At 34.3% G+C, this 24,477-nt stretch carries 18 protein-coding genes; 5 read left to right on the top strand and 13 right to left on the bottom strand.

What is annotated here, in order from left to right:
• Positions 1-98: 98 nt before the first annotated feature.
• From plsX to yceD, 3 genes are read right to left on the bottom strand one after another with little or no spacing between them, the layout of a single operon-like run.
• Positions 99-1,133 (bottom strand): phosphate acyltransferase PlsX, encoded by a 1,035-nt coding sequence (plsX, locus tag FGD67_RS03505; RefSeq protein WP_257175059.1) that lies wholly within the window; start codon positions 1,131-1,133, stop codon positions 99-101.
• Positions 1,134-1,142: 9 nt separating this feature from the next.
• Entirely contained in the window at positions 1,143-1,313 is a 171-nt protein-coding gene (gene rpmF / locus FGD67_RS03510; RefSeq protein WP_077286058.1) for a 50S ribosomal protein L32, read from the bottom strand.
• A 35-nt stretch (positions 1,314-1,348) separates the two neighbouring features.
• Entirely contained in the window at positions 1,349-1,864 is a 516-nt protein-coding gene (gene yceD, locus FGD67_RS03515; protein WP_257173724.1) for a 23S rRNA accumulation protein YceD, read from the bottom strand.
• A 119-nt stretch (positions 1,865-1,983) separates the two neighbouring features.
• Here yceD and FGD67_RS03520 point away from each other — a divergent pair, with 119 nt between their 5' ends.
• The 3 genes from FGD67_RS03520 (at position 1,984) to FGD67_RS03530 (ending at position 4,167) form a co-directional block, all read left to right on the top strand.
• Entirely contained in the window at positions 1,984-2,580 is a 597-nt protein-coding gene (locus FGD67_RS03520; RefSeq protein WP_257173725.1) for a nucleoside triphosphate pyrophosphatase, read from the top strand.
• Positions 2,581-3,030: 450 nt separating this feature from the next.
• Positions 3,031-3,327, top strand: a complete 297-nt coding sequence (locus FGD67_RS03525) for a hypothetical protein (RefSeq protein WP_257173726.1) — start codon at positions 3,031-3,033, stop codon at positions 3,325-3,327.
• Positions 3,328-3,591: 264 nt separating this feature from the next.
• Positions 3,592-4,167, top strand: coding sequence for a CBS domain-containing protein (locus FGD67_RS03530; RefSeq protein ID WP_257173727.1), 576 nt, complete (start codon positions 3,592-3,594; stop codon positions 4,165-4,167).
• Between the two features lie 617 nt (positions 4,168-4,784).
• Here FGD67_RS03530 and rluC read toward each other — a convergent pair.
• Positions 4,785-5,747 carry a 23S rRNA pseudouridine(955/2504/2580) synthase RluC gene (gene rluC, locus FGD67_RS03535; RefSeq protein ID WP_257173728.1) on the bottom strand — a complete coding sequence of 321 codons (963 nt, stop codon included), beginning with the start codon at positions 5,745-5,747 and terminating at the stop codon, positions 4,785-4,787.
• Between the two features lie 638 nt (positions 5,748-6,385).
• On the opposite strand from rluC, the gene rne reads away from it, so the two are divergent.
• Positions 6,386-9,490 (top strand): ribonuclease E, encoded by a 3,105-nt coding sequence (gene rne, locus FGD67_RS03540; protein WP_257173729.1) that lies wholly within the window; start codon positions 6,386-6,388, stop codon positions 9,488-9,490.
• Between the two features lie 306 nt (positions 9,491-9,796).
• On the opposite strand, the gene FGD67_RS03545 is transcribed toward rne, so the two are convergent.
• The 8 genes from FGD67_RS03545 to FGD67_RS03580 form a co-directional block, all read right to left on the bottom strand.
• Positions 9,797-10,282, bottom strand: a complete 486-nt coding sequence (locus FGD67_RS03545) for a low molecular weight protein-tyrosine-phosphatase (RefSeq protein ID WP_257173730.1) — start codon at positions 10,280-10,282, stop codon at positions 9,797-9,799.
• Positions 10,283-10,539: 257 nt separating this feature from the next.
• Positions 10,540-11,710, bottom strand: a protein-coding gene (locus FGD67_RS03550) for an IS3 family transposase (RefSeq protein ID WP_257172610.1) whose coding sequence is annotated in 2 segments (ribosomal slippage) — positions 10,540-11,496 and positions 11,498-11,710 — 1,170 coding nt in all. Because the reading frame shifts where the segments join, the coding sequence is not laid out codon by codon here.
• A 426-nt stretch (positions 11,711-12,136) separates the two neighbouring features.
• Positions 12,137-13,468, bottom strand: coding sequence for a hypothetical protein (locus FGD67_RS03555; RefSeq protein ID WP_257173731.1), 1,332 nt, complete (start codon positions 13,466-13,468; stop codon positions 12,137-12,139).
• Entirely contained in the window at positions 13,468-17,145 is a 3,678-nt protein-coding gene (locus tag FGD67_RS03560) for a hypothetical protein (protein WP_257173732.1), read from the bottom strand. Before FGD67_RS03560 ends, FGD67_RS03555 begins: the two co-directional genes overlap by 1 nt.
• Before the next feature lie 66 nt (positions 17,146-17,211).
• Complete coding sequence (locus FGD67_RS03565; RefSeq protein ID WP_257173733.1) at positions 17,212-17,763, bottom strand: hypothetical protein; 552 nt, start codon at positions 17,761-17,763, stop codon at positions 17,212-17,214.
• Complete coding sequence (locus FGD67_RS03570; RefSeq protein ID WP_257173734.1) at positions 17,760-19,190, bottom strand: hypothetical protein; 1,431 nt, start codon at positions 19,188-19,190, stop codon at positions 17,760-17,762. The genes FGD67_RS03565 and FGD67_RS03570 overlap by 4 nt, the downstream gene beginning before the upstream one ends.
• Positions 19,190-22,129 (bottom strand): hypothetical protein, encoded by a 2,940-nt coding sequence (locus FGD67_RS03575; protein ID WP_257173735.1) that lies wholly within the window; start codon positions 22,127-22,129, stop codon positions 19,190-19,192. The genes FGD67_RS03570 and FGD67_RS03575 overlap by 1 nt, the downstream gene beginning before the upstream one ends.
• Positions 22,129-22,926 carry a hypothetical protein gene (locus tag FGD67_RS03580; protein WP_257173736.1) on the bottom strand — a complete coding sequence of 266 codons (798 nt, stop codon included), beginning with the start codon at positions 22,924-22,926 and terminating at the stop codon, positions 22,129-22,131. Before FGD67_RS03580 ends, FGD67_RS03575 begins: the two co-directional genes overlap by 1 nt.
• A 98-nt stretch (positions 22,927-23,024) precedes the next feature.
• On the opposite strand from FGD67_RS03580, the gene FGD67_RS03585 reads away from it, so the two are divergent.
• Positions 23,025-23,873, top strand: a complete 849-nt coding sequence (locus FGD67_RS03585) for a WYL domain-containing protein (RefSeq protein ID WP_257173737.1) — start codon at positions 23,025-23,027, stop codon at positions 23,871-23,873.
• 8 nt (positions 23,874-23,881) lie between these two features.
• Here the strand turns inward: FGD67_RS03585 and FGD67_RS03590 are convergent, their stop codons facing one another.
• Entirely contained in the window at positions 23,882-24,475 is a 594-nt protein-coding gene (locus tag FGD67_RS03590) for a hypothetical protein (RefSeq protein ID WP_257173738.1), read from the bottom strand.
• Positions 24,476-24,477: the final 2 nt, after the last annotated feature.

The following is a 24,477-nucleotide window of genomic DNA, read 5'->3' on the forward strand; positions in this document are numbered from 1 at the left end:
ATTTAATTTTTTTAACTGTGACAGTGTAAAGCTCACATTGTTCTACACCGCCTTAATTCGTCAAGCTTAACGTTATAAACAATGCGTCACCAAGAAACTTATTCTTTATGACATAAACTATGTTCAAGCTTATCTTTAATTTTTGCTGGAACTTGTCGTTCAACCTCAGTAACTGCCTCAATAATAGCGGTATAAAAAGCTGTTACATTGGCGTTACCATGGCTTTTTACCACAATACCGCGCAATCCTATCAAACTTGCACCGTTATACTGGTCGGGGTTCATGGGTTTAAACAGTTTTTTTATGGTACTTGATAACAATTTGCCGATAATTTGTGCTAAAAAGTGCTTTTTAATAATTTCTTGCAGTTGCGTGTAGACCATTCTGGCCACACCTTCACAGGTTTTTAAGGCAACATTACCAACAAAGCCATCACAAACAATGACATCGGCTTTGTTAGTAAAAATATCATTACCTTCAATAAAACCAATATAATTAATATCATCATTGGCCAATAAATAACTGGCAGTTTGTTTAATATGATCACTACCTTTATTGTCTTCTTCGCCCATATTCAATAAAGCGACTTTCGGGTTTTCAATGCCATCGACTTCTTTTGCCATGACTGAGCCCATGATGGCAAATTGATATAAGACGCTAGAGTCACAAAAAACATTGGCACCTAAATCCAACATAAAAACATGTTGATTGGGTTTATTGCTCGGTAATGCAGAGATTAATGCTGGACGCTCAACACCCGGTAAAGTTTTTAGCACAAAGTGAGCCATTGAAAAAAGTGCGCCGGTATTACCCGCGCTAACACAAGCTTGGGCTTGACCATCATGTACTAAATCTAGTGCTTTACGCATAGATGACTGTTTTTTATTGCGCAAGGCATAAATGGGCTTATCATCCATTGCAACAACTTGTGTTGTCGGGAAGATAGTTATTCTTGGGTGTGGATAAAATTGTTTTTTTGAAAGCTTTTCAACAATGACACTTTCGTCACCGCATAATAATAAGTGGAGATCAGGAATATTTTCTACTGCAAGTATAGCAGCAGAGAGTGTTACATGGGGGCCTTGATCGCCCCCCATAACATCTAACGCTATGGTTAGATTAATCAAGGTAATCGTTACAGATTACTTATTGATTACTTTAACACCTTTGTAAAAGCCATCAGCTGTTACATGGTGACGACGATGAGTTTCACCAGATACTGGATCTGTTGATAAATGCGTTGCCGTTACTGCGTCATGTGAACGGCGCATGCCACGTCTTGAACGAGACTTTTTGCTCTTTTGAACTGCCATTGCCTACTCCTAAAAATTCGGTTATTAGCTAATAATTAACTATTTAAGTTTTTCAATACATCAAATGGGTTCGGTTTCTCTAGCTCTTCCGGCAACTCACCCCAAACACTATCAGATGGAGCTTGACAGTCCTTGATTGAGTGCCTTGGAATTAATGGAATCGCGAGTAAAAACTCATCTTCCACTAATTCTCGCAGATTAATCTCACCATTTTCATCTAATTCAATTGCGTCATAATATGACGGCAACTCAGCTTCTGCTTCAACGTCTTTCACTGGACTAAAAGTAAAACTTACCTCTAATGCCAATTCGAACCTTTCAGTACATCGCTGACAAATTAATGCAACTGTTGCCGATGAAGTGCCTGATATTACTATCAACCCCTGTTCATCCACAGCAAAATTAGCACTCACTTGGACTTGCTCACATTGTGCATCACACACAGCAAGCAATCTATTCATCCCAGATACTTCAAAGTATCCGTCACACACGAGCTTTCGCTGTGCGCTTCTAGATGGGTCTATCGTTATCGGGAGTTTAAGATTTTTCATAAGGCGCGCATAATAAAGTGCCTACCGGCCTGTGTCAAAAGAAAAATAGCTAAATTTGTTTAAAAACTCAAGATAGGCCATATATTAACAGCTATCTGTTTATATTTTGAGTGATATTAATGAAAAAACTTGTTTTAGGCTCCACCTCTGCTTTTCGCAAAGAAATTTTAGCTAAACTGAACATTCCCTTTGATTGTGCTAAACCTAATATTGATGAAAGCGCATTAGACAATGAATCGCCGGTTGCATTAGTCGAACGTTTAGCTATTGAAAAAGCCAAAGCTGTTGCCAGTGAGTTTCCTGACGCCTTGATCATAGGTTCAGATCAAGTTGCCATGTGTGATGGTGAAATCCTAGGAAAACCACATAATTTTGAAAATGCCGTTAAACAGCTAGAAAAATTTAGCAACAAGACCGTCGTTTTTTATACCGGTCTTTGTGTTTATGACAGCGGCTTAGATTACACCACAGCATTAATTGAACCTTTTCTCGTACATTTTAAAGATCTTTCCCGTACCGAAATAGAAAATTACCTTCATGCCGAACAACCTTATAATTGCGCAGGCAGTTTTAAAAGCGAAGGTTTGGGTATTTGTTTGTTTGAAAAACTTGAAGGCAATGATCCTAATACACTTATTGGCTTACCCTTGATTAAACTGGTAGAACTTTTAAAACAACACGGCTTAGATGTTTTAGCTGAACAAAAAAGTGCTTAATTATAGGTTTAAAGTTAACAACCAATCTTCGACCAAAAGCGCTGACCTATTAAGTCCATTAAGTAAGCTCTGATTGGGAACAAACTTAATAGGCTTGGTATTACTTCTTATATAGAGTGTTACTGGTGATGAAAATAATCCGTACAATCAACACGGCTAGAACAAGAAAATAGTGCTTGGCCTAGTGACGCTAATATCGAGTATATATAATTAACGACAAAACAAACGATACTCGTACGATAAATATGACCGGTATCGTTTTAATTATTATTCGGGTCGCATGCACCCTGCTCTGCACATTGCCTGTCGAACCTATCAGTTAAATTTCATTAATTTCAATGTATATAATTGTAACTGAGATGATCTATTTATATTTTAAGCTTGAATTATCAACATCGCTGCTCCATAACTTAAACTATGATAATCATTTACTTTAAGCTTGTATAAGCGATGTTTAAATTTCTTTTCATTATAAGCATGTTATTACCTACTGTTTCTGCAAATGAAATAGGGGTAAACGCGTTAAGTGATTTAAATTTTGTCGAATTAAGCGTTACTGAAATTGATCAAACTGATGAGTTAGACTTTGATAGTTCAGCATTGATACCACACACCATTATTCAATTTCCACATGATAAATACATTAAGTTAAGTTATTTTACTCCTTTCATTTTTCAATCTTATTTTCAAGGTTTTCACTCTCGTGCCCCACCACGATTTATTTTGCCAGATACGTTTATCACATAACATTCAAGTTTTTGTTATTGATTAATGGTCTTATCACCACGTTAAGTTAATAACAGCGCTAAATAGCAAAATCTGAATGAAAGATATATAGCATAACCGCGTATCTTGTTTTGGTAACTATTGGTTCTGTCCACAAAGCAATATACTGCGGTAGCAGCAAAGTTATTAACTGATGAAAAATAAATATTTAAGAGCATTTGTGGATATATCAAGCAGCCCATAAAAGCGCTTACTACCCAGTGCGTAAAAAATTAAGAGATAAATATGAAAAAATTACATTTAGTTAACTTAGCAGCCACAGACAACATAATATCACCAGAGCAATTTGAAGAAATTAATCTAGCATCGCCAGCGGTAGAAATATTCACTGACTTTAAGGTTCATCAAGCTCTGATGATTGATGGTGAAACTATGGCAATAACGGCATTACAATTGATGTTAAAAACACATGTTCGAATGAATATTGTCGTTGCTGAACACGATAGTTTTATTGGTATTATCAGTACCAATGAATTGTCAGAACAAAATATTGTAGCAAAGCTTTCTAAAGGTATTACCCGCGAAGATGTATTGGTGAAAGATTTAATGATCCCTAAATCAGATTTTCATGCGTTTGATTACAATGAGTTACTACGCGCGTCTGTTGGTGATGTAGTGTCAACTTTAGAAGATTATCAACTTCGCCATTGCCTAGTACTAGATCGAGAAAGTCATCATATCCGGGGCGTAATTTCATCTAGTGATATAGCAAGGAAACTACATATCAATATGGACCTAAATGTTAAGCAGTCATTTGGTTCGGTTTATGATGTTGTCCATCAAAAAGCCAGTTCGATGTAAATAAACGAGAATACGGCCTGGCATTCACTAAGTGATGTCATTGCATTTACAGTTAAAAACGAGTAATTATTTAACTTTACCTGTTGAGCGGTTTAGTTAACTTGGCTTGCACAAGGCCGTTATCTGAATCGCTATTAAAGCTTATTGATTAACTATTGATACCTAACTAAGTCTGAGTTAATGATGCCAAAATGAAGACAATGTAAAGTAATCGAAAAAACTTAAAGGTATGAAAGCCAATAGCCTAATAATGAAGAAAAACTCTTATCCATTATTATACTTTTAAATTTTCTCGTTTAAAGTCAGCTTTACCTGACAAAGCTCTACTGTTAACTATATAATTCAGTTATTAGTTAATCCCCGTTCGGGTTAAGCTACTTTACCCAACAATGCTATTTAAATGCCTATCAGCGTTATTTTTACGCCCAATAGCTCGCTATTGGTTTGTAAAAATCCCTTGCTAAGCGCCTAAATTCCATCATTGCACTTCTTTTAATCTTTCACTTAAAAAATATCGTGAATAATTTAGCCAATAACACTATGAATCAACAGGTTACAAAGTCCATTAACCCGAACTGAGGCTAGTTAAGTAACCGTAGAACTAAATATAAACATGCTTACTGCACATCAGCTTTAGTTAATTTTTTTAATACTTTTTCAAGCGATGGCTCTAACGGTGCTTCAATTTTTATTCGTTCATTACTTAACGGATGAGTAAACTCAATGCTGGCCGCATGCAAAAACAAACGTTTCAAGCCTAAAGTCTTCATTTCTAGATCAAAATCTTCATGACCATATTTAGCATCACAGGCAATCGAATGCCCCTTTGTTTGACAATGCACGCGAATTTGATGAGTACGTCCGGTCACCGGAAAAGCTCTAACCAGCGTGGCGTTTTTATAATGCTGAAGGACTTTAAAACGTGTTTCTGACTCTTTACCGTTAATATTATCAACGACCACAACACGCTCACCTGATTTTAAATCATTTTTCTTTAAACTTTCAGTAACACGGGTTAATTTTGTCGACCAGCGGCCTTTCACCAACGCATGATAAAACTTTTGTACGGTCTTATTACGCAATTGTTCATGTAAATGTCGCAAAGCCGAACGTTTCTTAGCAACCACTAAACAGCCCGAAGTATCTCTATCAAGTCGATGCACTAGTTCAAGCATTCGTGCATCTGGGCGTAAAGCTCGCAGCGCTTCAATCAAGCCAAAACTTAAACCACTACCACCATGCACTGCCATACCTGAAGGCTTATTAATCACAATTAAACGTTCATCTTCAAATAATATTTGCTTTTCTAAGTTCGCAACAACGTTTAACTGCGTAGAAACCGTATTAGTATTTTCCGAAACGCGAATAGGCGCAACACGAATAATATCTTCGTCAACTAACTTATATTCAGGTTTAGTACGCTTTTTATTAACGCGAATTTCGCCTTTACGTAATAAGCGATATAACATGCTCTTGGGCACACCTTTTAGGGTTTTAACTAAAAAGTTATCGATACGTTGACCGGCATCTTCGCTGTCTACCGTGAAAAATCTAACTTGAGGTTTTGGGCTATCTGTCATATCAGTTTTACTAGGAACTATAATTACGCGCAGTTTAGCATATTTTTTTCGAATTAGAGGCAATTAAAACGAGGATTTAATTGGCTTATCTGAAAATAAAGTGTGATAATAGGATGGTTACCGCTATATTCTAGCCGTAACAAGTAAAAAGGATGCTTTAAGCGAGACGTAAGAGGCAAAATGCGGCCACGTTAGTATTAGACAATTTTACCAAATATCATTGTCTAGATATTAAAAGTAAGGCCTATTGCGAATTTGACGCGTGTAACTTGTCAAAAACAGCGCATAAACATATTGTCCGGCGCAATAAAGCGATTATGTAATTAAACAGAAAAAACAAGTCAAATTTTCAATCGTTAAATTATTAGAAAACACGATAAAAATATCGAACTAAAATTAACGAAGCACTTAATTTTCTGTTGCGCACAGCACACAGACTGAGCACATAAAGAATCAATTTTACTGTGACGTTAAGCGTCGCAGTTATATTAAACAATCAGAATTTTTAACAGCTTGCTGCGTAATATGGCGTAGTAAGATTGACACCCGTGAGGCTGACAAATTGCTGTTACCATAGCGATAGATGACTTTGTGTTCTAAGCAATGGTGTGTTGTGACTAAAATGAGTCACACAAACTATGAAACGTATGTTAATTAATGCTACACAATCTGAAGAATTGCGTGTAGCACTTGTAGATGGTCAACAACTTTATGATTTAGACATCGAAAGTCCTGGTCACGAACAAAAAAAATCCAATATATATAAAGCAAAAATCACCCGTATAGAACCGTCGCTAGAAGCGGCATTCGTTGATTATGGTGCTGATCGTCACGGTTTCTTACCGATGAAAGAAATCGCTCGTGAATACTTCCCTAAAGGTTATAGCTTCCAAGGTCGTCCTAACATCAAAGAAGTATTGCGCGAAGGCCAAGAAGTTATCGTGCAAATTGATAAAGAAGAACGCGGCCAAAAAGGTGCAGCGTTAACTACTTTTATTAGCCTTGCTGGTAGTTATTTAGTGCTGATGCCAAACAACCCTCGTGCCGGTGGTATTTCACGTCGTATCGAAGGTGATGAACGCACGGACTTAAAAGCCTCATTAAGCAAGCTAACCTTACCCAAAGGTATGGGCTTAATTGTTCGTACTGCTGGTGTTGGTAAAGAATATGAAGAACTTGAATGGGATTTAAACGTTCTATTACATCATTGGAACGCGATTTCAGAAGCGGGAGCAAGTCGTCCGGCCCCATTCTTAATTCACCAAGAAACAAATGTTATTTTACGTGCAATTCGCGACTATTTACGTCGTGATATTGGTGAAGTATTAATTGATCGCCCGAAAATTTTTGAAAGTGTTAAAAAGCACATTGAAATTGTTCGTCCAGACTTCTTAAGTAAAGTTAAACTTTACACCAATGACGTACCTTTATTTACCCATTATCAAATTGAAACGCAAATTGAAACTGCCTTTCAACGTGAAGTGCGTTTGCCTTCTGGTGGTTCAATCGTTATTGATCCAACCGAGGCATTAACGTCAATCGATATTAACTCTGCCCGAGCAACTAAAGGCAGTGATATTGAAGAAACAGCCTTTAATACCAACTTAGAAGCCGCCGAAGAAATTGCTCGTCAATTACGCTTGCGTGACTTAGGTGGTTTAGTGGTTATCGACTTCATCGATATGACCCCTGTTCGTCATCAGCGTGAAGTTGAAAATAGAATGCGTGATGCTGTCAAACAAGACAGAGCTCGTATTCAGTTAGGTCGTATCTCTCGCTTTGGTTTACTCGAAATGTCGCGTCAACGTTTACGCCCTTCTATTGGTGAAACTAGCCAAGGTGTATGTCCACGTTGTAGTGGTACAGGTCATGTTCGTGGCGTTGAATCACTCGCATTATCGGTATTACGTTTAATGGAAGAAGAAGCCATTAAAGACAATACTCAACAAGTACAAGCACAAGTACCTGTACCTGTTGCGACCTATTTGTTAAACGAAAAACGTCGTTCAGTATTTCATATTGAAAAGCATCACAGCGTAAAAATTCTGATCATCCCTAATCCAAACATGGTAACACCACAATATGAAGTTATCCGTGTACGCAAAGACGAAGGTATTGAAGAAGCTAGCTACGACATGCCAATTAAGCAAGCAGCACTTGAAGAAGCTGTTATGCCTAAATTTGATAAAGAAGTCAGTAAGCGCGACGAGCCTTTACTACAAGGTATGTCATCTCCTAAACAAGCACCGAAAAAACAAGAGGCAGCGCCTGTTGTAGAACAAACCGCTGAATCAAAAGGTTTCATCGCAGGCGTTGTTTCTTGGGTTAAATCACTTTTTGCTGAAGAGGAAGAAGTTAAACCGGCACCGAAAATGCCAGCAGAAAACACGGCTAAAAATAATGATGAACGCCGTCCACAGAGAGGCCGTCAAGGTCAACGCCGTAATAACCGTAACGATTCACGTAATGAAGGTCGTAATGACACTCGTAAGACCAGCCGTAACGATACGCGCAATGACAAGCGTAAACCTCAAGATACTGTTGACAATAAAGCGAATACTGCAACTAAAGTTTCAACACCTGCTAAGCCTCAAAAAGAAAGAGTGCAAAAGCCGAAAGAAGAAAAAGTTGCTGAACGTCGTCAACGCCGTAACAATCGTAAAAAAATACGGGTTAATGCCAGCGATACAAACAGTAGCAATGCTAACCTTGAAAATAGAAAAACAGCCAGTAATCCAGTTAAAGCAACAGCAACTGAAAAAAATGCTGTTGACGCAAGTAAAGTTGAAACTTTACCAGTAGTGGACACAGTAGCAACAACCAATAATGTTGAGAACACAACGGTTGAACAAACGACTGACAAAGCAAAAGAAGAACAACGTCCAAGAAGTCGACGTTCTCCTCGACATATGCGTGCACACGGTCAACGCCGTAGACAAAACGCTGATGCAAGCGATATTAAAAGTGAAATAACTGAAGATCCAGTTACCGCTCGATATCCTGAGCAAAGTGCTACTGCATCTAATGACAGCGCAAGTGAAATAACAGAGTCGACACCTACGGTTGCTGAAGTTCAAAAAGTACAAGCTGATGCCTTAACTGAAGTTATCAACAATCCTGACAATGAAGTTCAACAAAACCTAGCTTTTGATGAGCCTGAAGTTACAGATGTTAAAACTGAAGTAGAAGCAACGGAAAAAGCAGCGATTGTCGCTGAAACAGTAAAAGTTGAAACAACTGAAGCAGCTGAAGCAGCCACTGATGGTATAGTTCAGGTAGCTAACGTCAATGTTGATAATTCAGCCAGTAGTGAAGATGTTATTGATACTGAAGATGATAAGGCTGAGGCACCTACGGTAACTGAAGCTAAAGTTGAAGAGCCAATGGTTATTGAACAACCGGCTGTAATACCTGACGTTGTAACATCGACAGATGATAATACTGCAAATGCTCCAGTAGCCACGGTTGACACTAAATCTGAAGTTGCGGATGAAAAACCGAAAAAAGTACGTGCTAAAGTAAAAAACATTAAACGCAAAGTTAAAGCGGCAGCAAGTAAAACATCAGGTAAAGCATCAGCGCCTATGACGAAACCAGAAACTATTGTCAGTCATGGTAATATTCCTCGTGAGTTTGTTGCGAGCGAACAGCGTGCATTACATGCTAAATCTGGTCGAACGGCACTGGTTAGTGATGCCACTAGCCGTCATTCAGCGGGTCCAACGAAACCAACACTTGATTAAGTTGTTTCGCTTGTCTTCATTGTAACAATATGAAGCACTGAAAAGTCAAAAGCCAATTGTATTATACAATTGGCTTTTTGTTATCTTAAGCTAAATTCTGTTAGATATATGTACTAGCACACCATCTAATACCAATATAAAAATCACGGGAGAGGTAGATAATACCCCGTTAATCAACAAAGCAATTTAATGAAATACAGGTAAAAGTTAATTGCCAGGCGCTAGAATAAACTTAAATAATATTGGTTAGCACTAAAGGACGAATAGTATGAAGGCAAACTATCTCGATTGTTGTTTGAAAACGACTTACGCGTTTGTTAAGCGTTTAATTAAACCATCACTGGCATCTTCAACTAAATCTAACACAAATTGAAAGCCTTTAGCGCCACCATAGTATGGATCTGGCACTTCTTGCTCATCAAAGGTTTCAGCATAATCGAGAAAAAGTTGTATTTTATATTGCAGATTTGCAGGGGCAACTTTGCTTAAATCTTTAATATTTTGTTGATCCATGGCTAATATTAAATCAAATTTTTCAAAGTCTTGCACAGTAACTTTACGTGCCTTAATTTTATCAAATGAATATCCACGTGCAATACCTGCCTTTTGCGCACGATGATCAGGCTTCTCTCGTGCGTGTGAGCCAATAACACCAGCGGAGTCTATCATCAAGGAAAGCGCTTGTGCTTTCTGACGGAAAACAGCTTCTGCGCTTGGTGAACGACAGATATTGCCCATGCAGACAAAAAGGATGCTTTTAATTTCTTTAAAATTCAATTGGTTACTTGTCATTTTGGCTTGTATTACCTGTTGCTTTTTGAGTGTTTACGCCCTAGTCAAATCAACAACTTGTAGTTTTGTTTTGGGGAATATTTAAAGGGGATTTACCCTATAATTCAAACGCTAGGCTAAAATAATAACCCAATTAAGAAAATAAAAACATAGTTTAATATAACAAAAGTAAAGTCATCAAAACTGAATTTAAACTATCCATTGATTCGATGGAGAGTCAACAATATGACCTGGTCAAGTAAATTCAGTCACCCTAGTTAAGCTACTTTTTCTAACTCATTAATTTTTAATTCAAAATCATTTGGGCTTTGATACCCTAAGTAAGAGTGTAGTCGCTTACTGTTGTACCACATGGTTATGTAATTCATTATATCTTGTTGCGCTTCATAGCGTGTTTCATAATTTCTCCAATGAACACGCTCTTGCTTTAGGCTACCAAAGAAGCTTTCAGCAACGGCATTATCCCAACAGCAGCCCTTTTTACTCATACTGCCAATAAAGCCATTGTTATTAAGTAATTTTCGGTACTGGTGGCTTGCATATTGAACACCTTGATCGGAATGAACAATAAGTCCTTTCTCTGGGCTTCTTTGCCAAACAGCCATCGTTAGTGCATCACAGACAAGTTGAGCTTTCATTCTTGACCCCATGCTCCAGCCAACAACTTTGCGAGCGTATAGGTCGATAACAACCGCTAAATAGAGCCAACCTTCCGCAGTCCAAATATAAGTGATATCACCAACAAACACTTGATTTGGCTGCTCTGTGATGAAATTTTGCTCAAGCTCATTTTTATAAAGCGGCTTATTGTGATTGCTATTGGTTGTTGCTTTATATTTCTTTTTGTAACGAACCCAAACATTAGCCTCTTTCATTAATTTGGCTACTGTCCATCGGCTTACACGGAAACTCAACGCATTCAGTACCGCTTTAATACGTCTTTCGCCATAGGTATTGTCACTAAATTTGGCAATATCCTTTACTAACTCAAGCATCTCTTGGTGTGTTGAATCACTTGGCTTATCTAATTTACGCTTTTGATAACTATAATAGTTATTGCTTTTTACACCCAATATTCGGCACATAAGTACCACAGGCCAGATCTTCTTATGATGGGTAATAAACGAATATTTCACTTCGTTTCTTTTGCAAAGAAGACCGTCGCTTTTTTTTAATATCTCACGCTCCATCTCCAGGCGCTTTACTTGGGCTTTTTAATTTACGTATTTCTTCTTGATCAGGTGTTAGCTTACCGTTACCTCGAAAAGCTTGACCATCTTCTTGTTCTGCTTCTTTGATCCAGCGGCCAAGCATTTGATTTCCAATACCTAGATTTCTGCTCGCTTCAGATACACTAATATTTTGATCTCTGACTAAAGAAATTGCATCAAGTTTAAACTCTTTGGTGTATTTTTTACGTTTTGTCATTTATGTTCTCCAGTTAAGGTTATTATGTCTTAACTGGGGTAGTCGAATCCATTAAACCACGTCAATATCATTTAAGGAAATATCAATACTGCCCCCATATAATGAGGGTTATATAATGATACAACCGTACTATTTGAGAATAACTAGGACTATAAAAGATCCAATAATTGGCACGATTATGAATAAGCACTGAATTTAAAGGGATACAATAGGTAAAGGTAACTTTCTGTACGCAAATATGTACATAATAACTTTTAGATATTATCTAAAAGTACACGATTCATTAAAAATACAATTAAAAGCCTAATTTTCAGCAATGTAGAGAAGGATTAAATATCATTACATAGCATAACTTAAGTCTTATTGATTCTTTAAAGAATCATGTGTCACAGAGTGTTTTTTAAACAACTATATAATGATATGTCTTTAATTAATTGGCTCTAATGCAGAAAATAAACTATTACTACTTTCATCAAGAGCCTCAATATTAGCTTTACTAACAACAAATTGTTCAGAGCTAGCTTTTGAAAATTTCTTTTTAAAGGATTTATCAATTAATTTTTTAATAGATAACATTGAAAATGATTCAGGATTATCAGCAGTCCCAAACACTCCTAAACAAACATAAACAGGATAGTTCTTTTCTCCTTGAAATCTTTCATATCGCTTGCCTTGATATGTAGTCCCCCAAGAAAACTCTGTCTCGTTTTGTTTGAAATACTTACTTCGATATTTACACTCTATCCCGAATTTTTCACCCGTTGAATTCGAAACAATTAGATCAGGATTTAAATTTGATTTAACTAATATGTCTTGTTCAAACCCTTTATCTGGAGACCACTCTTCAATTTCAAAACCCAACTCTTTCGTAAGCCAAGTCGCGATGAAAATTTCAAATTTTCTCCCTTTTAAAATATTTTCATATCTATCATGCTTGAAATCGACACCAAATATCAAACCTTCTCGTACTTGTTTATCTAACTGCGTGACTAAGCGAGCTTCAGATGTCTTCATATCAGTAATTGAGGGATGTACTATAGTTAAGCTTTCTTCTTTATAAAATTCATCTAATTCTTGCTTCAGTTTTTTAATAACTTGCTGCTTAACTATTTCTGCACTATCAAGCTCTTCCTTAAACGCTTTTATCCTTTTTTGTAATTTTTTATTCTCACTCTCTACTAAGGAGCACTTATTTTTAAAAAAATCACAATCATCAACAATGGTATTTAACACTTTTTGCCGCTCAATTAAACGTTTATCGAGCCTAGTAATACCTAATAGATGCTGATCATTCAAGATGGACAGCTTTTTAATATCCTGTAAATATTGACCATTTAATATCGACATTTTTTTTGAAGAAGAACTACTGATTTTAACTTTAAAAAGAGTAATTACAAAAAATAAAAGACTGACAATGATTGATAAGTAAATACTTAATGTGGAAATAAAGTTGGATTTATATTTAATGTATTTTACACGTAACTGGTCAGTTTTAGCTGTTAATACCTCACCTTTATATAAAACGTAAATCCATTGTCCTGATTTACTTAAATACTGATACTTTGCATAATCACCTTTACCTAAATTATATTTAGGTAAAGCTTTAGTGGTCGGTTTAACAAATAATGAAACTGTATCATTTGTTTTTATTCCCATATGTTTTTCTACATATAAACGATCAGCACTTAACAAAAAAATACTTAACCCCATTACAAAAAGAAGAAATAACGTCCAAACTAATAGAAGTACACTTTTCACTAAACAATATCCCTTGTTAAATCCATGACTAAGCTATGTGGTACATTAATCTCAAGCTTCTGTAAAAATTCTTCTATTTCTTCAAAACATAAGAAATTAATATCCTTATTAAACTCAGATGAGTTTGTAAAGTTCATTGGGGCAATTCTAGAAAACAAAACACAAGGTTTTAATACTATTAGATTCTTAGAATGAATAAACTTTGCAACTCCATCGAGATCAGATTCAAGTTCACGAATTCTTAAGATATGTTTATACAGTCGATCATTCTTTCCTTTATTATTTATAACGCCTTTAAATTCATTAAGCTGCCGCGCTATTTCTCCCTGAGTCTTTGCAAACTCTAGATCTTTACATTCAATGACTAAAACTACATTTAGGTTATCATTCCAAGCTAAAACATCAATGTCACCTAAGTCGATCAACTTCTTATTTAATATTTCAGTTATTTTAATTTCTTCCCTTACATTCCAACCAAGAGAATTTAATTTTTCAGCTACTTTAGTGTTGAAAGCCAACCCTGCTTTTGATCTCGCCTTACCAATCCACTTACGCATTTTTTTTGATGTAAAATGGTCTTCATCCAAATGAGCTTGATAGGAACTTTTCAATAGATGAAAAAAACCTCTCCTTATATGTTCAGGGGATATAAATAAATCTTTTTGCTCATTTATTTCTACAATAGGCTTGAATGCATTAGAAAATCTCCTTCTAAACTTCCAAGGTTGCCAATCAGTTTTTTTGAATGGCTTTGGAATATCAATCCAGTTTTTTCTAGGATAAATGGTCAAAACAGATAAGACTTTATTATATGCTTCCAATTCGCTTGTTGGGAAAGCTTTAGTTAAAGTGGAATAAGGCACTTCAAAAACAAGTTTATTTAATTTAAGTCCGTAATCTTCAATAAAATCAATGAACCTTCTAGCTTCGTCAATATCAAATTGAAACTCAGTAAACCATGCATCAAGAAATTCATCATCAAAATGATCTTTGACACTGGCAATTGGCTTATTCTCATCAAAATGAGTTATGTAGTTTTTAGCTGAATGTTGAAAATCACTCTGCTGATTTGAACTGTGGTATGGTGAGACAATAGTATCGTAAAAACCATGGTCATATAATATATCTCCAAAACTTGAGATTACCAATCTTGGTTCAATTACATCACAATTTATAGCTTCAGAAACACCACCTAGAATATGCATTGTCATTGTTAAACATAAAAGTTCCTGAATATCCAAAATACCAGCGTTCTTCCCTCCATCTAAAACCGTTTCGCAAACAGCCATTTCAATTAATAATCGAGAGCCTAGTGATGAACCGTTAAATTGACTTGTTTTTTCAGAGGCAACTTTATATAGATCTTCTTTATTTTCATGTAAGGATAAATTAGCTTTATAGGTTCTGTTCCATCTATTTTTCTGATGCTCACTTAGTTCTAAATTATTTAATAGCTTGCTAATTAAAGATTTTCTATCAAGGTTTTTTAATCTCTTTTGAATTTTTTCCCAAGTTGAAGCAACTATTCCGCTAAGGTACTTTTTACACGGTTCTTTTCCTTCAATGAGGTTGTTTTTACTTGGTTTGTTATCTTTCCAGCCCATGCCTAACTTTATATTTTTATCATCGGTTTCCTCAACAACTATAGGTTCTTCCCTATCTATTTGAATATCTAGATGTTCACGATATCCATTTGCTTGAAAAAAATGGGTATGTCTTGCAAAATCATCTAAGAAAATATTATGAATTATATTTTCTTCCGCTTTTACGTGCTTTAAAAAAGAAAATATTATTGTTTTTTCTGCCGTGTTTATCGGTAGATTAAGCCCATTAATAAGGTCTTCATTATAATAAGAAGTTAGGACATTATCTTTAAAAAGTGATGATTCCGATTGGGTAACTTTTTCAATACTTATATCTTTTTTTAATCGTATATTTTTAGGAAATGAAAAATTAACTTTCCAAACTTTAATCTCTGAAATAGATATTTTCTCAGCATTCAAAGCTTTTACTAATTGAGGAACCCAACTTACAGTTGCATCGAAAATTTGAAACTGTAGAGAAAATTCTACACCTTCAATAATTTCCATCTCAATCCATAAGGATATAGCACCTTTTTGATATAAAACTTGAAGTGTATTTCGATCAACTACTACTGGGCAAAATAAATCATACCTATCGTTTTCAATGAAAAGACTATTTACAAACCCCCTCCTAACCTTTATGAACCCATGCTCTTTATGAAATGCATTTTTAATGTCGCAATCGTTCAATACCTGCTCTCGAAGGCCAACTTGACAGTTTGTAGGAATGGCAATAAATATGGATTCTGGTGATTGACCAGCTTCTTGAAATTGTTCATGAGGAATAAGATTATAATTCTCCCCTTTTGCATAGGCATAAAGGTTTAGAAAACCATTAAAATTAAATAGTTTAGCCCCCATTTCCTTAACCTTGTATTCAGACTCTAAAATTCTCCAAATTTTATGTGGAGAGCAGTCTTTATCATTGCTTAAAACATCAAGATCATCTGGCGGAATCACTTGAGAAATCCAAGACTCATCATTTTTAAAGTCAGACTTTATCATTACCCCTCTACCGAATGAGCAAGGAACAACTATCGAGCAGCCTTTCGCTTTTTTATCTTTTCGTATTATCCCCTCTTTTGTTTGACTAATTCTATTATCAATATAATCATATAGTTGTTCATCATCAGAAGTACAGCCACTAAACCATTCTTCATCAAAACCATCCAATTTATCCATAAGAAAAATAAAATGAAAATAATACCCTTCATCAAAATTTAAAAGAACTTCACTAGATGACCAGCTTTTAACGTTAGGTACTTCACGGTATCTTATAGGGGCGTGGTCATACTTCCCTAGTAACCTTGTTTCGAACTGCTTCTTTTCAAGCTCACCAGCCAATGAATCAATGAATTGAGTGAAAACATCATTATCCTTACAGAATGAAAAGATTAACCTTCTAATTGACGTTGTTATTGCAGAAGGTAGAATTATATAAACTTGGTTATTAAAATTAATGAATGGTTTTTCTTCAAGGTTTGTATTACCAAAATCTTGTTTATATAATTCAGCCCATTCATTAGGCTGTAAAGTTGGTAATAAATCCTTATTATCAATTTTCACCAACGCTGACAAAATTAAATTTGTAATATTTGAAGTATCGCCTTTTTTAAGAGAATCTATTGGTGTGTCACCACCAACCTTATTCAAAGGCACTCGATTACGTTTTAGAACATTATCACTGGCTTTCAATACCTGACTGATGGTTTCATATAAAGTTAAAAACTCACCAACTTTTGGCATCTTATCAACTACATTCAAAAATAGCTGAGTTTGATATATACCCCCCTCCCAAAGTCCTAATGGTACTTGATAAGATCTATCACTTAGCCATAAATTTGAGGTAAATACGTTTTCCGCAGGATCTTCCATTGAAGCTATTCCCTGCTGTTCCATAAGTAAAAACAGTTTATTAATAAACTTAGGATCTGGTCTAAGCTTTCCTTTGCAATAAGATAAACAATAATGAACCGCTTTTTCTAATCGACACAAATTTGATTGGTAAGCAGGTTTTAAAGATAATGCGGAAAATACAGCAGCGGCTTCAACTGCTGAATACTTTTTTAAATATTTTTTTATAGGTGTGTCCATATCCTAATATCCATTTATAGTTTAAATATTAAATTTGAAGAGCAGTATTTATGATAATCACATGACCTAAACAATTTCTTCTGCGCCTTGTCTAATCAATGCCTCATATATTGATTTGCCAGCATCAAGTACAACATAGTTTCCTGAACGGTTAACAACAGCTATTTGTCTATCAACGAGCAGCTTTTTGCATTCATCCCACAAGTCACTTTCTATTCTTGTTGCATCTAAAACAGTTCTATATTCTTCATTTTTATTTATCTTGTTGACCATTTCTTTAGTCAATCCTGCATGAGAATCAAACATTACATCTAACTCAAAATTATCTTGAGTAATTCCACGACCTAAAACGATTAACAGTGCTTGAATTTTAGAAGCTATTTTTACATTTCCCTTATCTTCTCCTAAAGATCTTATAAAAAAACAATTGGGAACTTTGTCAACAAATTCAAAACCACTATTAAAATAATGCTCTTTATATCCATCAATATTTGACGATATTTCAGTAAAATATTTATTTGGTATTTTTTGATCGTTATTAATATCTAATACATTTTTGTTAATAACTTTTCCGTTCATCAATAAGTTAAAGATCTCTGTACTTCGCTTACTATTCATATTGCTTTATTCTCCTTCAATGACCTTCTCCAATATTGATGTTCGTAACCACTTAACGTAATAATTTTTTTGTCTTGGCTTTGTATCAATCTATTTTTAACTTTTTCTTTTGCTATGAAGTTTCTATAACCGTGTATTGAATCAATTAATTCATAGTCATCAAGTGAAGTTACGAGTAATGAGTGAATAGCATCAAACACATCAAAATATTCTGAATTCACATTTAGGCTATTTATCAACTTAATAATTCTTAATTGCTTTTGCTTCTTCAGCCTATTGCTTTTCAAATCATCATTTTTGATTGTAGAGGTTTGTTTTGGCTTGCTTAAATCTTGGTTTAGTTTTTCTTTATGAACTCGTACTATTTCCTTTAAATCAGCCACTGAATATTCATCATTCCATGCGATTTTAGAAGAAAATGAGTTTGAATATGACTTTAATCCTTTGAGTGCATTACCTCTAATAATGACACTGTTAAGATCTGATAGCGGTATTTGATTGTTAATCATCTTGCCATCATGAAGTTGATAAGTTTCTTTTTTCAACTTATTGAAAACATTCTCCAAAGCATTGAATACATCGCGACTTCTCTTATGTCGTTTGTAATAACTTAATAATGTCCTTTGAATTTCTTTTATGTCTTTGTGATAGCTGGAAATTGCTGTGTGTCTATATTGAATATAAGTAGCAAGTTTCGGAAACTTATCTGCAAATAAATCTTCAATCTCTCGAATTATCCTTACAAAAGTATTATTACCTTCAATAAGTTGATTGGGGTTCAAAAATTCAATGCTTGGAATAACCTTTCTTTCATATAAATTGGCTAACTCTTCAAGTTTTTGAATTGCTGGATTAGAGTTAGAATTAGATAATTTACTATCGACCTTATCAATAAACTCAGATAACCTTTTTGCACTACCATCTAGCGAGTCAGTGTTCCTTTTTATCAAAACCAGCGTATCAGTTAGCTTTTGAGTCAATGTTTCATATGCTTCAGTAAATTCAGTATTATCATTAGATAAAGGTATAGTTTTGAACTTATCTAATAATACTAAGAAATCAATTCTAATAGTTTCATAATCTGAATTTGATAGACTTTTTACTCTTTTATTATCCAAGTGCCTAAATAAATCAATAAAAAAAGTCTGAAATGTTATTTTGTTAGAGTTACGGTTTTTATCTACACCAACAATTAATCCATTGTGCTCTAAATTGCTAATATCAAAGGCATAAGAAATTCTTTTGGCTTCAGCAGAGTCACTCTTTTCTAGTAACTTTATAAGCTTACGGCACTCACTGGTGTATAAATGAAGGTTAACACCATAGTTAGCTTCACTTTGATCCATCTCATCAATGAGTGTGAACATTATGTTTTTATACTGAATGAATAACTCGATACACTTACCTGCATCTATTTTTGTAGCCACTAACTTAATTCCTCAGCTTCTATAAACTCGTCAGCTTCTTCTATTTTTTTACCAAAGAATTCATTTCTATCATAACAAATAGTGATTGCTTCAGGGTCTATTGCCCCCTCACAAACAAATTCACCTAAAGTCACAAAGTTATTCAATGAATCTAAGGCTGAAGGATTTAAATCGGGAGTTGCGGCAAAAACATTAAAACCATATTGATCAGCAACTTTTCTGACTTCAGGGATATTATTGTCGTCTAAGTTACCAATCTCATCTAAAACAAGCGGCAAACTAAGCTTCACAGAGTCACTGACCAATTCATTCATTAGTACGGCAAGAAGAATGCAGTTGGTTGCTGCTGTAGTGCCACCTGATTGAGGTTTTGAAGTTACAATGTTCGTTCCCTTTTTCTGATATTGGTACTTAACACTTTTAATCAAACTTTGCATTTGAATTGTCGTGATACCATCTTTAGAAGTAAAGTGACTTTGGCAAAAGTGATTTAAACGTTCATAAAACTCCTCATCTAATAATTCATTACCGTGGACGTTATTCCTGTCCAAATGATTCATCAATTCATCAAATTGAGTATTCTTTTCTACGAGCATTTTTATTGACTCAAGATTAGATATTTCACGACCATTAAATATTGCATTGATCTCATTTACTTTACTGTCAATCAAACGCGAACCATCTCGTATCTCTTCAATTTCTGCATTAACATCACTGTTATGTGCGTGAATTTCATTAGATAACTGATCTTTCTTTTGATAAACAGTATTAAACAGTGTGTCAAACTCAATTAGAGCATGATCGATTTCATGACTTTGATATTGCGTTTTATGTGTCATTTCATCAAATTCAGGTATAAAACTTTGTGTAAATAACTGTTTTAAATTACTGATGGACTCAGAATAGAACGATTTTATTGAAATTATCTTTGAGTGAGACTGATCGATGAACTCTTCATTTAATTCATATGAATTTTCATCACCACATAAGTTTATTAGTGAGTCAAAACGTTCCTGATATTCTATTGATGCTGTTTGAATACGCTTTTGATACCGCCCTAAGTCATTTCGCTTAGGCTGTAATAAGCCAATACTTTCTTTTAATGTACCAAGTTTAGTTTCAAACATTCCTTGTGATTCACTAAGATTATCTCGTTGTATACTTTTAGTTGTAAATTCATCTTCCAACTGCTTAATTGCATCAACATAGCTTTGGTGCTCTTGCGGAATAAATTCAGCTCTTTTTAACACATGCAGTTCTTGAGCCGCATCATCTCTTTCTTTAACAGCATCCTCCCTTGTACCTTTAGGAGTTCCTTTCAATATACCATTTATACGTTGAACTTCGTCTTCCGCATTATCAAGCTGCTTTTGCTTTTCATTATGGCTAGCGTTTAAATCATTAACCACCTGATTTATATTAAAATGTTTCGCTGAAACGCCATAGAAATCTGATTGTAAAAAAGACACTTTATTATGATTGATAGAAAATAAGGACGTAAACTTTTCAATAATGTCTAAGTCTTGCGGTGATATATCTGAAGATAAACCAGAAAACTTATCATTCAATGTATTTAGAACTGATGCTGCTTTAGGTGAAATCTTTGCAAGTAATAAAGTATTTGTATTGTTAATCGACTTTTGGATACTTTTTACTTCTTTAGCTAATTCATTTTGTTTTTTAAGTGCATTTTCAAGTAATACTCCTGCACCCGAAGAGTCGTTATAAGCATTAACAATATTTTGAAATTTATCTAAATCATTTCTACAGTCATTTATTGCTTGCTCTGGATTCCAGTTACTTCCCCATGAACCCATTGTTGCATTTAGGATTTTCAACTGCTCTTTAACAGGCTTAAAATCATCTTGCTTTTGCTTTAAATTAGCTTTGATTCCAATTAAGTCGGATTTCAATGATCCAAAAATCTGCTTTTCATTTAAATAGGAAGTATTAAGTGTTTCATGCTCTTGTTGAAGTTGCTTAAGGTTTGGTTCTATTAACTTAAGCTCTTCTTCTATCTGATATTTAATACCAAAATAAAGCTTTGCACCTTCTACAAGTTCCTTCTTGTACTCTTTTATTGAGTTATCAGTTTTATCCCATAAAAAACGATGATTTTCTATTCTTTCTAATAGTTCTTTTCGTTGTTTTAATTCTTTAAATTGGGCTAAAGATTTATGTAAATTGACTTTAACCTTGCTTTGTTCACGGTCTTTCCCCATTTCTATTACAGAAGACAAAACTTTAGGTAATGTATCTTTATTACTTGCTGTTAGATCGAAAGCTAAGTTAATCAAAGATCTTAAACACTCTATAGATTCTTTGCTTCCACCATCAATTAGAGGGACTAAACAAAACCGTCTGCTTGTTAACTTATTAGCACCACCGAAAAGGTGTTCTGATAAAGTTTTCGAGTCATTTACAAAAGTAGCTTTCTTCTTTTTTAATATACTAATAAGTTCAGCTTTATCTATATTTTTAGCTTCCCCCATTTTTTCATTTTTATCACTTTCAAAATCCCAAAATAGATCTTTAAGGTCATCAAATGCACATGGTACTAATGCTCTTCCATAACCAAACTCTTCACTTGAACGAAATAAAACAACGCAGAAACTTCCTTCAGGGTTTTCTGCTTCCGCAATAATAAAAGACTTATTTGACGGAAAGTAATGCTCAAAGCTATCCTGCTTTGTATAGTGAGTACCATCACGTCCTTGAAAGCCAAACTTAGTTTTACAATTAGAAAAATTAAATTCTGGAAATAAGAAAAGCTTTACAACATTTAATGCTGCCGTTTTTCCTTGATTATTTCCACCCGATAAAACCAAGTGCTGATTGATCAGTAGATGTGTGAAAGCATGAGCTGAACTGTTGACTAAACAAAGTGATTTAAAACCGAAGCTTTCTTCAATTAACGAGGTGAAATTATTTAGATTCATTATAGATATACTTCCTGTTCCATGATTTTCCCTGTGTTAATCATTAAATTAACGGCTTTAGCTAATACATTGCATTCATTTCTGATTTTTTCTAATTTCTTGATATGACTTTTATTTAAATCAACGCCAAACTCTTTAAGATCCATGTGAGCATTATCTGCGATCACAAATTCAAAATGTGTACTTTCTTTATTGATTAAAAGGCTATAAATGGACTGAGCTGTTTTAATTACACCTAATTCATAATCAAAAAAACAAAATATTTTTTCATATCTAGAATAATAGTTAGCTAAATAACTGTTTGCTGCTCTATTACCACTGCCCCACATAACATCCATTTTTTCTAAATCAATATTTGCATGCATTTTAAGAAATTTCTGTGTATCCATAATCTTTAAAAAGTTTTCTTCATTCTCAATAATCAGAAGCTGTTTTCTTGCTTCTACATTAGAGAATATCTCACCGTCTTTACTTACAATAACAGTATGAGGATGGTTTAATCCCTGCCTTACGTTACAAGTTGTTCCACTCACTTTAAGCGCATGGGTTCGGCCAGTTGGTGCTGCTTCTTTTCTACTTTTAAATGTAGTTACTGAATTATATTTTTGGAAAAGTTTATTAAATTCATCTTCATGAATAATGTTAACAATGACTTTATTATTATCGAATTTTTTTACTTCAAAAAGCTTTAAAAGATCGCTATCAGTCAAACCAATACCAAACGCTTTTTTCTTAAAGCTACGATAGTTGATTGGTTTTCTACTTTTAATATCTTCAAAATAGTTATCGATCTTCACAAGAACACCTTTAATTAAAACTTGAAATTATTATATACCTGTACACATTTGAACGTAAGTGTTAATTTATACACATACAAATGATTAGGGTACTCTTTATGTCATCACAATATTTTAAAAGACTTTCTTTAATAGATTTCTATTTAACATATGTAGGTTCTTTTCAACGTAACGATCTAATGAACCACTTTGACATTGGCTCAGTTACAGCTACGAGAGATATAAAAGAATATAGAAAACTTTACCCTGAAAATATAATTTATGATGTTAGTTCAAAAAGTTACGTTAAGAATAACACTTCTTTTATAAAGAACTTTGATCATAATGATGAATCAGCACTACAATTTTTGTCGTCTGGTGAATGGGTAAGTGAAATAGAAACAAATAAGTTAATAGGTATTGATACTCAATATATCAAAAGCAAATATGCTGAAAATGTTATTTGTAACTTAACACAAGCTATCTACTCTAATAGTTTTTTGAAAGTTGAATATGTTTCTAACAGTTCAGGAAAATCATCAAAAAAGTTATTTCCACATAGCATCTATCAGCTTGGCTCAAAATGGTATACAAGAGCTTTTGATGTGGAAAATGATAGTTATATTAATTTGAAGCTATCAAGGATCTTATCTGCTGATTTATCAGAGAAGAATGACCGTTCAATAAATTATTTACTTGAAGATAAAGCTTGGAATTCAGAACTAATACTTACCGTTGCACCACATCCTAAACTTCCGCACCCTGAAACAGCATTACTAGACTTAAACTTACAAGATAAACCTGTATTTAATATTAAAACCAACGAAGGGATAGCAGGAATTGTATTATCCTCTATGAAAATTGACATCACCAGTGATGCTTCAGAAAACCCATTTAATTATCAACTGAGGTTAATGAATAGACATGACCTTAAAGATTTACCATCACTAGCTTATCTATTTAAATAGATATTCAATTATTTTTGGTCTGGTAGGCAGTCTTTAAATTTCATTTGTATACTTGGAATTTTATTTTTTTGATTTGTATTTCCTGACAAAATAACCAAAAGCATACCAGCCATAATTAGTAATCCATTTGAAGTTTTTAATAACTGAATTAATTGTTCAACAGGATAACCTTTACTATGCCGACTAATCGCATGAATGCCACCATGTACATAAGAGCTTAATGCCTTCCATGAATATTGCTTAAATTCATTTAACGCATCCATGGCAACTTCAGGAGCTTTACCTTCAAGTTTAGTTAGCATTTCACTCAACATTGGCAAATTATTAGCTTTTTTAGCACTTTCGTTGGTGAGTTCTGTCATTAATTTATCAACTGCAATATCTGATGCGGCATATAACAACCAAATAGCACGAACTAGAGCTTCATACTGTAATCTCACTAAACCAGTAGCTGAAGTTAGGTTTCCTGTAGAAATGAGTATTTTAATGCTCTCTGAGTGTTCAAAAACAATTGTGCAGAGTATTTTTGAAGCTTTAACTCTTTTATCACTACATCTATCATCTATTGAGAGAAAATCTAACAGATCATTTTCTAATTCCAATG

This window comes from Colwellia sp. M166, assembly GCF_024585285.1.
Taxonomy (GTDB): domain Bacteria; phylum Pseudomonadota; class Gammaproteobacteria; order Enterobacterales; family Alteromonadaceae; genus Cognaticolwellia.